This is a genomic window from Jeotgalibaca caeni, assembly GCF_028863945.1.
In the GTDB taxonomy this organism is placed as follows: Bacteria; Bacillota; Bacilli; order Lactobacillales; family Aerococcaceae; genus Jeotgalibaca; species Jeotgalibaca caeni.
Window position 1 is genome coordinate 1 of the sequence record NZ_JARBEA010000003.1, and the last position, 11,376, is coordinate 11,376.

The 11,376-nt window shown below is 39.2% G+C and carries 13 protein-coding genes; all 13 read left to right on the plus strand.

What is annotated here, in order from left to right:
* Positions 1-474 (plus strand): hypothetical protein (locus PVE40_RS00785; RefSeq protein ID WP_274729982.1); only part of this gene is annotated, 474 nt, incomplete at its 5' end.
* A 386-nt stretch (positions 475-860) separates the two neighbouring features.
* Complete coding sequence (locus PVE40_RS00790; RefSeq protein ID WP_274729983.1) at positions 861-1,358, plus strand: RNA polymerase sigma factor; 498 nt, start codon at positions 861-863, stop codon at positions 1,356-1,358.
* Between the two features lie 63 nt (positions 1,359-1,421).
* On the plus strand, positions 1,422-1,640 hold the full coding sequence (locus PVE40_RS00795) for a hypothetical protein (protein WP_218930269.1): 219 nt from the start codon (positions 1,422-1,424) through the stop codon (positions 1,638-1,640).
* Positions 1,603-1,929, plus strand: a complete 327-nt coding sequence (locus PVE40_RS00800) for a hypothetical protein (RefSeq protein WP_218930268.1) — start codon at positions 1,603-1,605, stop codon at positions 1,927-1,929. Before PVE40_RS00795 ends, PVE40_RS00800 begins: the two co-directional genes overlap by 38 nt.
* Positions 1,919-3,046: a DUF2800 domain-containing protein gene (locus tag PVE40_RS00805; protein WP_218930267.1), complete on the plus strand. Its 1,128-nt coding sequence runs from the start codon at positions 1,919-1,921 to the stop codon at positions 3,044-3,046. The genes PVE40_RS00800 and PVE40_RS00805 overlap by 11 nt, the downstream gene beginning before the upstream one ends.
* Positions 3,047-3,062: 16 nt before the next feature.
* On the plus strand, positions 3,063-3,617 hold the full coding sequence (locus PVE40_RS00810) for a DUF2815 family protein (protein WP_218930266.1): 555 nt from the start codon (positions 3,063-3,065) through the stop codon (positions 3,615-3,617).
* A gap of 144 nt (positions 3,618-3,761) precedes the next feature.
* Complete coding sequence (locus PVE40_RS00815; protein ID WP_274729984.1) at positions 3,762-5,705, plus strand: DNA polymerase; 1,944 nt, start codon at positions 3,762-3,764, stop codon at positions 5,703-5,705.
* Between the two features lie 13 nt (positions 5,706-5,718).
* Positions 5,719-7,953 (plus strand): phage/plasmid primase, P4 family, encoded by a 2,235-nt coding sequence (locus PVE40_RS00820; protein WP_274729985.1) that lies wholly within the window; start codon positions 5,719-5,721, stop codon positions 7,951-7,953.
* A gap of 151 nt (positions 7,954-8,104) precedes the next feature.
* Complete coding sequence (locus PVE40_RS00825) at positions 8,105-8,392, plus strand: VRR-NUC domain-containing protein (RefSeq protein WP_218930263.1); 288 nt, start codon at positions 8,105-8,107, stop codon at positions 8,390-8,392.
* A complete protein-coding gene (locus PVE40_RS00830) occupies positions 8,382-9,731 on the plus strand; it encodes a DEAD/DEAH box helicase (protein WP_274729986.1) in 1,350 nt (449 codons plus the stop codon). Before PVE40_RS00825 ends, PVE40_RS00830 begins: the two co-directional genes overlap by 11 nt.
* 1 nt (position 9,732) lies before the next feature.
* On the plus strand, positions 9,733-10,146 hold the full coding sequence (locus PVE40_RS00835) for a hypothetical protein (RefSeq protein WP_218930261.1): 414 nt from the start codon (positions 9,733-9,735) through the stop codon (positions 10,144-10,146).
* Positions 10,147-10,270: 124 nt separating this feature from the next.
* Complete coding sequence (locus tag PVE40_RS00840) at positions 10,271-10,645, plus strand: HNH endonuclease (protein WP_062467881.1); 375 nt, start codon at positions 10,271-10,273, stop codon at positions 10,643-10,645.
* Positions 10,646-10,828: 183 nt separating this feature from the next.
* A complete protein-coding gene (locus tag PVE40_RS00845; RefSeq protein ID WP_274729987.1) occupies positions 10,829-11,362 on the plus strand; it encodes a P27 family phage terminase small subunit in 534 nt (177 codons plus the stop codon).
* The last annotated feature ends 14 nt before the right edge of the window (positions 11,363-11,376 follow it).

An 11,376-nucleotide genomic window follows, 5' to 3' on the forward strand; every position in this document is an offset into this window, starting at 1 on the left:
AATCAGAGAAAAATTTCAGGCGCAAAGGTGTGTACTTTTTCTTTGCAATATTGTGTAGGAATGTCTTGCAAAACACACAATCTGTACGAACTGTTAAAAAACATACCAAATAATTTACCTGAGGCGATTAGTTATATTATCAAATTATATGATTATACGGTAGAGGAAGTCGCGGAATTATGTGATTTGAGTGACCGAAAATTAAGACAATTGAAAAATCAAGATGATATAGAGCATTCTCTTGATGTTATAATGCAATTCTGTCTAGGTATGAGTTTACCTCCCCATATTAGTTTTAAAATACTGAGATTAGCTGGGTACGAGTTAAGGTCTACTCCTCGAGACGTAATGTATCAAACTTTATTATTTAGTCACTCCAATTTAGGCTTACATGCATGTAATAAAATACTATATTCACAAAATTTTAATGTTTTAGGTAGAACAGATAAACATTATTTTGAAAATGCGGAATGAGAACTGCCGCTTGAAATGCTATTAGAATTGGATTTAATAAAAACTGCTTTAATCAACGGAATGAAAACCGTTGATTAAAGCAGTTTTTTTGTGTTTAAATCGGCACGATTAATGCCGGGTCATAATGTGAGCTTCCTGTGATAATGAAAATAGAAATAGATAATTTATTTCATATTAAATATCATACTGCCTGATATGCATTAAGGGCAAGAGGATACAAAATCTACTCAAGATCTAAGTTTGGTACTTAGATTTTAGTAGATAAAAGTACCCTTACCTTAATGCGCTCATTTTATGGCAGGAGTAGGTCTGTGTACTTTGTTGGTCACAGGCCTTTTTGCTGTTCTCTTGCTCTTGATGCTCTCTAGGCAAGAGGGAGCAAAACAGTGAAACAGTATAAACCGTTAAAAGTGAAATATGTAGGAAAGAGTGGCAAAGAAATTGAGTTGATAATTGAGGACTTCCCAGATGACCAGGAATTAATCATTGCAATGACTGATTCGAATTATCAGGCTGATTGGAAAACAGAACTTCTAGATTTTTATTATGAGGAAAAGCTGAATGATAGGAAACAATCTAGAAGTGATCGACATAGGTCTTATGAAGATATAAGTCGTGAGGATTATAAAAATCGTAAATTACAAAAAAGAGTTATTGAATCGAATATTGATGTGGAGTCCCAGGTATTAAGCAAAATATGGATGAACGAGTTATCGAGTATCTTATCTGACCGGCAGATATATTTGATAAAAAGATGCCTAATTGATGGGGAAAGTTACTCCAGCATCGCACGAGAAGAAGGTAAAGATGAATCCGCCATTCGTAAAGCAGTCAACCGAGCAAAAACTAAATTAAAAAAATATTTACAAGACCGTCCGAATTAGGTCCCCCTGGTGGCTAATAGTGAAGGGGAAAAAATCAAAAGCCCTTCGAAAGGAGGAACCTGGATGAGACAAACTCTAACCATTAAAACCAAGCCAAAGCGTCAGCAAGAGATGGTCCGCATAAGAAAAGCTCGACTTAGTCAGCGTTTATGTCAAAAGTTGTTTGGCGCAGAACAGAATATCACTATTCTAGTACCCGGCGATGAAATTACATCAGTCGAAATTAAAGAGGAGGAAATCTTAGATGAGTCAGATGAAACAGTTACAAGCCATCAACGATAATATTCAATCGTTTTACGAAGATTGGGAACACTTTTACCAAGCATTTGTTAGTGAGGATCCTAATCAGATGACATTAGATGAATACTCGATTCCTGATGAACAAGAATCGGTCCAGCCAATCAGTTTTGAGGCAATACAAAAACATTTAGCAAAGAAAGCACAAGAAGGGTTCTCGGATGAAATCCGATTGCTCATTAAAAAAATGGGGTCCAATAAGTTAAGCGAATTAGACCCATCAGCTTATTTCATCCTATGGCATGAAGCGGAGGCATTAAGTCATGACGAATAAGAAGCATGCTCTCTTATCAGCTTCCAGTGCCCATAAGTGGTTAGAGCACCCACCCATTTCAAGACTCGAACAAATTGCTGTCGAAGACATGGGGGTGGATGACTCCAATGTATATGCCGAAGAAGGAACCGCTGCCCATGAACTAGCTGAATTTAAATTGAAAAAGTCATTAGGTATTGAAAATAATCGTCCGGCCTCTGTTTATCACTCTGATGAAATGGAAGCCTACACTGATGATTACGTCAGTTTTATTCATGAACAAATGTCTGAATTAGAAAGTCCGCTTGTTTTAATTGAACAAAGAGTTGATTTTTCAACTTATGTTCCAGAAGGATTCGGAACCGCAGACTGTATTCTCGCATCGGGGGCAACCCTTAAAGTTGTAGATTTTAAGTATGGAAAGACCTATGTCCCGGTGGAAGACAACCCACAAATGAAACTATACGCACTTGGAGCTTTTTCGATATTTGAAGCGATTTATGATATTGAAACAATCCATCTTTCTATCTATCAACCTCGTATCGGAAATATCGCGACATGGGTCATTGATTTAGATGCGCTCCTAGAATGGGCAAACGGTGATTTGAAGGAGAAAGCCGAACTTGCTTATCAAGGTGAAGGTGAATTGAATCCTGGCGAGTGGTTAAAGCATACCAAGATTAGAGCAGTGTCTAAAGACAGAGCGAATCACCACCTTGAACTCAAAAAGCATGAATTAAAAGAAGCGCATTTGCTGTCAGATGAGGAGATTGAAGCGATATTACCTCAGTTAGATGACCTCGTGCGATGGGCTGAGGATGTGAAGGCCTATGCCTACCAACAAGCAACTGATCATAACAAAGAATGGTCTGGCTTTAAATTGGTAGAAGGCCGAACCACTCGAAAATATATGGATGTAGATTTAGTGGAACAACGTGCAAATGAAGAAGACATTAAAGATATTCATGAAGTGAAATTAAAGGCTCTAACAAAATTAGAGAAGCAAATCGGTAACAAGAAATTTAATGAAATATTTGGTGATTTGATAATGCGCTCAGCAGGCAAAATACAGTTAGTCCCAGATAGTGATGGACGTCCAGCTATTGTCAGACACGATGTTAAAGAAGATTTTAAATAAAAAAGGAGAAAGAATTATGTCAAATATGAATTCAACGAAAGTCGTTACAGGTGAAGTGAGATTAAGTTATGCCAATGTCTGGGAGCCACGTGCTGCCATGAATGGTGGAAAAGAAAAATACTCCGCGTCATTAATTATTCCGAAGTCAGATACGAAAACTATTGAGGCTATTGAACGAGCCATTGATGCCGCGATTGAACAGGGAATTGGAAAGTTTGGAGGGAAGAAGCCTAATAAAGCAGCTTTAAAATTGCCGTTACGTGATGGGGATATTGAGAAAGAAGATACAGAGTACCAAGATGCCTACTTTGTAAATGCCAATGCTGTAAGAGCCCCACAGATTGTCGATGAGTATGTCAATCCCATTTTAGACCGTTCAGAAGTTTATTCTGGCGTTTATGCGCGAGTGTCTATCAATTTTTATGCTTATAACGTGAATGGGAACCGAGGAGTAGCTTGCGGTCTAGGAAATATCCAGAAAATTCGTGACGGAGAACCTCTAGGTGGTGGATCCTCTGCGAGTTCAGATTTTAAACCACTTTCTGATGCAACGGATGATTTCTTAGCTTAGGAGGGGGAGTAATGGGAGAGTTAATTGTTTGGATCATTATCGTCGTAATTTGGTTAAACATTATTTTAGATCTTGGAACGGACCTTATGATCTCAATCCTTAGACGATGGAATCAATATGAGCAAGAAGTAAAGAGGATGAAAAATGAGGACAATAAGTATTGATATAGAAACTTTCTCATCAGTTAATTTATCTAAAGCAGGAGTGTATAAATATGCCGAGAGTGGGGACTTTGAAGTCCTCCTCTTTGCTTATTCAATTGATAGTGGTCCCGCTCAAGTGGTAGATATCGCTTTGGGAGAAAAATTACCTGATGAGGTATTGAAAAGTTTGGAAGATGAAACCATTGAAAAATGGGCTTTTAATGCCAACTTTGAACGCGTTTGTTTAAGCCAATTTTTGGGATATCCACCGGGACAATATTTGGATCCAAGTGGATGGTATTGCTCTATGGTGTGGTCCGCTTCTCTAGGTTTACCTCTGTCATTAGAGAAAGTTGGCGAGGTGCTAGGGCTAGAATGTAAAAAGATGCAGGAAGGTAAGCGGCTGATTCGATACTTTTGCACACCTTGTAAACCAACCAAAGCGAATGACTACCGAGCAAGGAATCTGCCTGATCATTCCCTACAAGATTGGAAATCTTTCAAAGAATATAACCTAAGAGATATTGAAGTAGAATTAGCAATTCAACATCGTCTGTCTAAATTTCCTGTGTCAAGTGAAGAGTGGAACTACTATCACCAAGACCAGAAAATCAATGATTTAGGGATTGAGGTGGAAATGGATTTGGTAGAAGGGGCAATTTATTGCGGCAGACAAACCAGAGAGCATCATCTTCAAGAAGCTAAAGATTTAACGGGTTTAGAAAATCCAAACTCACCGCTTCAATTAAAAGAATGGCTCAATCAACAAGAATGTCCCATCGAATCTATGGCGAAAAAAGCAGTGAAAGAAGCTTTGGAAACTTCGAAAGGAAAGAACAAGCAAGTGCTCGAACTGCGGCAAGAACTTTCGAAGTCGAGTGTGAAGAAATATGATGCGATGCTATCAGTGACGGGATTGGATTCCAGAGCACGAGGACTTATCCAGTTTTACGGAGCCAATCGAACCGGGCGTTATGCTGGCCGCCTGATTCAAGTACAAAATCTCCCGCGTAACTACCTAACTAATCTAAAGGAAGCTCGTAATTTAGTAAAAATGAAAGATACCAAAAGTTTGGAATTATTATTTGGTTCAGTATCTAATACCTTATCGGAATTGATCCGAACAGCTTTTATTCCCAAGAAGGGTCATCGATTTATCGTAGATGACTTTTCTTCCATCGAAGCACGAATCTTAGCATGGTTATCCAAGGAACAATGGCGACAAGAAGCTTTTAAAGCAGGGAAGGATATTTACTGTGAGTCTGCTTCCCAGATGTTTGGTGTTCCCGTTGAAAAGCATGGAGTGAATAGCTATCTCCGCCAAAAAGGGAAAATTGCTGAACTCGCTCTCGGTTATGGGGGTTCTGTCGGCGCACTTAAAGCCATGGGAGCCATTGAGATGGGGATAGAGGAAGGAGACCTAAAACCACTCGTAGATGCTTGGCGTCATGCAAGTCCTAATATTGTAGACTTCTGGTGGTCAGTGGATCGCTGTACGAAAGAAACAGTGAAAGGACGAATGCTCACTGAAACGCATGGACTTCGTTTTACCTATGAATCAGGAATTTTATTTATTGAGTTGCCCTCCGGACGTCGGTTAGCTTACTGCAAACCTCGCATCGGATCAAATCGCTTCGGCGGAGAATCTGTTGTTTATGAGGGAATAGGGACCGGAAATAACTGGCAAGAAGTAGAATCCTATGGAGCTAAGTTTGTTGAGAATATTGTACAAGGTATTGCAAGAGATATTTTAGCTGAAGCTATGTACCGACTCAAAGACTATCGCGTCGTTATGCATGTTCATGATGAGATTGTCTTGGAAGTTCCAGAAGGCCAATCAAGTGTTGAAGAAATATCAACCATCATGAGTAAACAGCCAGAATGGGCTCAAGGTTTAGAACTTGGAGCCGATGGTTTTGAATGTCACTTTTATCAAAAAGATTAACAGGAGGGAAAAGATGGATTTATATTGTTCAGACACGATTGGAAATCATCGAGCTACCATATTTCCACATCAAGTCAGTGTCGATTCAAAAGAAAAATTAGAACAAGCAGCAGCGTATGATCACGTTGCTGCTGACTATGAAAATAACTATCGTTCGGTAGGGAATTTTAAGGTGTCAAATGTTGTTGTACTAGATTTAGATAATGATCACTCTGATAACTCAGAGGATTGGATTGAGATGAGTGACTTTACTACCTACTTCCAAGATGTGACGTGTTATTTAGTAGCGAGTCGAAACCATCAAAAGAGTAAAGGCAGCTTATCAGCTCGACCTCGCTTTCATGTGTATTTTCCGATTGAGGAAGTTTATGATGCGCAAGATTATAAACAGTTAAAAGAATCAATTGTCGATTACTTTCCCTACTTTGATCGCAATGCTTTAGATAGCGCGCGTATGATATTTGGGGTGGCCAATCCTGAAATAGTCCACTGCGCCGGCAATCAAAAGGTCTGCAGCTTTATCCGTCAAGTGCCTTCATTTGAGACATGGAATCATGAACAGTCTTTAATACCAGAAGGGTCTCGGAATAGTACGATGAGCCATTATGCTGGACGACTTTTAATTCGCTTAGGAAATACTAAGGAAGCACGAGAGCAGTTTAATCAAAAAGCATTAGATTGTTCGCCACCTTTATCGGAAGAAGAATTGAATAAGATTTGGCAGTCTGCATTGAATTTTGGAGAGCGCGTGTCTCAGGATCCTAATTACATTCCGCCGGACCAATTTAATGTGACCTATCAATATAAACCCACTGACTATTCAGATGTGGGTCAAGCTTCTGTATTGGCAGAACACTTTTCTCATCAGCTTTGCTATTCTCCTTCAACGGACTTTCTAGTATATAACGGGAGTTATTGGGACGAGTCAAAGTCTCAAGCTGTTGGGGTTGTAAAAGAATTGACGAATAAACAACTTGAAGAAGCAGGAAATAAAATCAACGAATACAGACAGCTTCTGGAAAATAATGGGGGAATGCAGTTACTTACTTCCATGAGTAAGAAAAAAGCTCAAGAAGCCATGACGAAAGACCAAGCTGTTGTCATGCGAAATCTCGAAGATGCTTTAGCATATGAAGATTTTGTGCTCAGACGACGTGATAATCGATACATTCAATCTGCATTAAATGTGGTACGTCATTTGGTAGAAATTGAACAAGGTGAATTAGACCAGGGTGAGTTTTTACTTAATACACCTTCTTATACGATTGATTTAAAAACAGGAGAGATATTAGCGCATCGGCCAGAAGACCTCATTACCAAACAAACCTTAGTGGACGTATCGGACAAAGGAAAGAAACATTGGTTGGATGCTTTAAATACTTTTTTCCAAGAGGACCAAGAATTGATTGATTACGTTCAGAAAATTGTCGGACTTGCTGCGATAGGAAAGGTATACGTGGAAGCCCTTATCATTGCCTATGGAGATGGCCGCAACGGGAAGTCTACCTTTTGGAATGTGATTGCCAAAGTTCTAGGTAGCTACTCTGGGAATCTATCGGCGGATTCATTGACGATGAAGCAACAAGGTAATGTGAAATACGAATTGGCAGAAGCAAAAGGAAAACGTCTCTTAATCTCTGCAGAACTTCAAGAAGGGATGCGACTCAACACGTCGGTTGTCAAAAAGTTATGCTCCACTGATGAGATTTTCGCGGAGAAAAAGTTTAAGGATCCCTTTTCTTATACGCCGAGTCATACATTGGTCCTTTACACCAATCACCTTCCAAAAGTAGGTGCCTTGGATGAAGGAACATGGCGACGATTAATTGTTATTCCCTTTGAGGCAAAGATTGAAGGAAACAGTGATATTAAAAACTACGCGGATTTTCTTTATCAAGAAGCCGGCGAAGCTATCTTAGCTTGGGTAGTTGAAGGGGCACAGAAGGTCATTGCTGAAGATTATAAAATTTCGCAGCCTCAAAAGGTAAAAGATGCGGTTGCTTTTTATAAGGAAACGAATGACTGGTTCCATCATTTCATAATGGATTGCTGTGATGTTAAAGAAGGGCTCATAGAAAAATCAGGAAGAGTCTACGAGGAATATAGAGCCTATTGTCACCGTTCTGGAGAATTCCCTAGAAGCACGACTGATTTTTATACAGCTCTTGCCTCAGCGGGATTTGAACGGAAGAAGACCAATCGTGGTTCTTTCATCCATGGGCTGAAATTACAAAGTGAATTTTTATAAAGCTTGATTCAAAGGGAAAGTGACACCCAGTGACGGCTATTTCTATACCTATTTTATATAGAGCAAAAATTTAAATTATATATAAATAAGAATAGATACAGCCATCACTCACCGTCACTTTATTGATTTATCAAACTTTTGAGGGGGTAACATGAGAGAGAAGGAAATTGAACAGCAATTAATTAGAGCAGTCAGATGTCTTGGAGGATGGTGTTTAAAGTGGACGAGTCCAAGTTTAACTGGGATTCCTGACCGAATGGTATTGCTTCCAGGAGGCAAGCTGGCTTTTGTTGAAGTGAAAGCACCCGGTCATAAACCACGTAAACTTCAACAGAAACGGATTAACCAACTTCAATCCTTAGATTTTAAATGTTTTGTATTAGATAGCACAGAAGATATATCAAGAATACTTGAGGAGGTGATTCGTGATGGAGTTTAAACCACATGGTTATCAACAACAGATGATTGAATACATTGATACTCATCCTGTCGCGGCTCTGTTTTTAGATATGGGACTTGGAAAGACAGTCATTACTTTGACAGCAATTAAGAATTTGATGTACGACTCTTTTGAAGTAAAGAAAGTCTTGGTGATAGCTCCGTTGAGGGTAGCAAGAGATACTTGGCCCAATGAAATAGAAAAGTGGAACCATCTACAGGATCTTCGTTATTCTGTCGTAGTTGGTAATCAAATAGAAAGACAGTCAGCCCTTAAACAAGAGGTCGAAATATATATCATTAATCGTGAGAATGTCACATGGTTGATCGAAAAGAGTGGTTATCAATTTGATTTTGATATGGTCATCATTGATGAACTCTCTAGTTTTAAGTCACATGCCGCAAAACGTTTTAAATCATTGCTAAAAGTTAGACCTTTTATCGAACGAATTGTCGGATTAACTGGGACGCCATCGAGTAATGGTTTAATGGATTTATGGGCACAATTTCGAATCTTAGATAAGGGAGAGCGTCTTGGACGGTTTATCACTCACTACCGCCAGCGTTACTTTGACCCCAATCAACGGAATGGCATGGTCATTTATTCTTATAAACCTAAGCCTGAAGCAGAAGAAGCAATCTACAATCAAATTGAAGACATTACAGTTTCTATGAAGGCAGAGGACTATTTAGATATGCCAAACTTTATAACCAATGAAGTAGTTGTTAGGCTATCAGATAAGGAACGCAAAGTTTATGACGAGATGCGAAAAGAAATGATTGTGGAAGTAAAAGACAAAGAAATTGATGCGATTAATGCCGCCAGTCTTTCCAATAAGTTACTCCAAATGGCCAGTGGATCCGTTTACGATGAGCAAAAAGAGAGTGTCTGGCTTCATGACCGTAAGTTAGATGCCCTAGAAGATCTTGTCGAGGCTGCGAATGGAAAACCACTTTTGGTAGTCTATTGGTTCAAACATGACTTAACTCGTATCACCCAACGATTTGATGTGAAGGTATTAAAGACGCAACAAGACTTTCAAGATTGGAATAAAGGATTAATCCCAATCGCTTTGATTCATCCAGCTAGTGCTGGTCATGGTTTAAACTTACAAGCAGGAGGCTCTACTTTAGTTTGGTTTTCATTAACTTGGTCCTTAGAACTTTACCAACAAACCAACGCGCGGCTCTATCGGCAAGGACAAAAGGAGTCAGTTGTAGTCCATCACATTATCACTGAGGATACGATTGATGAGGATGTTATGAAAGCATTAAGGTTAAAAGATAAATTTCAAAATCAATTAATGGAAGCTGTCAAAGCGGAATTGGAGGTAAGTTAGATTGAATGCTAAAGAATATTTACAACAAGCTTTTTACTTAGATCAACGTATTAATTCAAAACTAGAACAAGTCGACCAATTAAGACTTTTAGCGACTAAAGCAACGTCTACTTTATCAGACATGCCAAAGTATCCTCATTCCAAGCAGTCTAGCTTAGAAGAAACCGTTATCAAAATAATGAGCCTCCAAGAAGAAATCAATATCGATATAGATAAGCTAGTGGACTTGAAACGAGATATCATGGTGAGGATAAAGTTAGTAAAAGATTCAGAAGAACAAATGGTACTAGAGAAACGTTATCTATGCTTTCTCCCTTTTGAACAAATTGCTATCGACTTAAATTATAATATCCGCCATATCTATCGGTTACATAATAAAGGATTAGATGATGTGACTAAACAATTTAAATCTTAGCAGTAAATGTCATTGAATGTCAGTTAACTCTTTTGTTAATGTTAAGCTAGGAAAAAAAGATAAGACACGAGCCTATGCAAGCTGAAAACTTGTATGGGCTTTTTCTATGTGGAGGTGAAAGACTGTGCCAAGACAACCCAAGAAACCTTGTTCTTATCCAGGGTGTCCAGAGTTAGTAGATGGACGGTACTGTGAGGCGCATCGAAAGGAAAGCCATCAAACTTACAATCGATATCAGAGAGACCCTGAAAGTAACAAACGCTATGGAAGACAGTGGCGAAGGATACGACAATTGTATCTGCATCAGAATCCTTTGTGTGAGCAGTGTCAAGCAGAGGGAAGACTGACTGCTGGTCAGGAAGTGCATCACATCTTACCGCTGGGACGAGGAGGAACGAATGACTTTACTAACCTTCAAACATTATGCAAACCTTGCCACTCCAAGCAATCGATATTAGATGGGGATCGATTTCCAAAGGGTGTTGAGTATAAATACTAGAAATAGGTTTTAGTGACGTCAATATGGTGGAAATATATAAGGGGAGGGGGAGGTCGAATCTCTCTGAAGCTAAGGCGTTCAGCGGGCGGGGACCCTCGCGTAAATTTTTTTGAATTCAAACAGGGTATTACCCCCTTCCTATTTGCCTGACAGTGGGGCTAATTGAGATGAGGTGAAAGGTGGTTGGCAAAAGATGGTACTAGGCGCGGTGGCGCACGTATTGGTGCAGGACGAAAGAAGAATGCTTTAGTGGACAAGATAAATGATGACCGGTTGAAGGATACTTATATTCTACCCACACCAGCAGGTTTGGAAGCGACCGATATGCCACCCATTAATGATTATTTAAAACAAGAACAAAAAAATGGTGAAAAGTTTTATGTGGAAGAAATTTATAAGGAGATGTGGAATTGGCTCAAAATACATGAATGCGAAGCCCTTGTGAATCAGCAACTCATTGAACAGTATGCGATGACAGTTTCCAGATGGATCCAGTGCGAACAAGCTATTTCAGAATTTGGTTTTCTAGCGAAGCATCCTACGACGGGGAATGCCATTGCCTCTCCCTATGTTTCTATGTCGAAAGACTACATGAAACAAATTAATACACTGTGGTATCAGATTTATCAAATTGTCCGAGAGAATGCGAGTGTGTCCTATGATGGGCCGATACCTAAAGATGATTTGATGGAAAAACTACTTAGGAAAAAATCTTAATTGGAGGATAGACA

Bases quoted from the DNA above. Each gene is read 5' to 3' on its own strand.
- PVE40_RS00795 (WP_218930269.1), top strand. From the start codon at position 1,422: ATGAGACAAACTCTAACCATTAAAACCAAGCCAAAGCGTCAGCAAGAG.
- PVE40_RS00800 (WP_218930268.1), top strand. From the start codon at position 1,603: ATGAGTCAGATGAAACAGTTACAAGCCATCAACGATAATATTCAATCG.
- PVE40_RS00805 (WP_218930267.1), top strand. From the start codon at position 1,919: ATGACGAATAAGAAGCATGCTCTCTTATCAGCTTCCAGTGCCCATAAG.
- PVE40_RS00810 (WP_218930266.1), top strand. From the start codon at position 3,063: ATGTCAAATATGAATTCAACGAAAGTCGTTACAGGTGAAGTGAGATTA.
- PVE40_RS00815 (WP_274729984.1), top strand. From the start codon at position 3,762: ATGAGGACAATAAGTATTGATATAGAAACTTTCTCATCAGTTAATTTA.
- PVE40_RS00820 (WP_274729985.1), top strand. From the start codon at position 5,719: ATGGATTTATATTGTTCAGACACGATTGGAAATCATCGAGCTACCATA.
- PVE40_RS00825 (WP_218930263.1), top strand. From the start codon at position 8,105: ATGAGAGAGAAGGAAATTGAACAGCAATTAATTAGAGCAGTCAGATGT.
- PVE40_RS00830 (WP_274729986.1), top strand. From the start codon at position 8,382: ATGGAGTTTAAACCACATGGTTATCAACAACAGATGATTGAATACATT.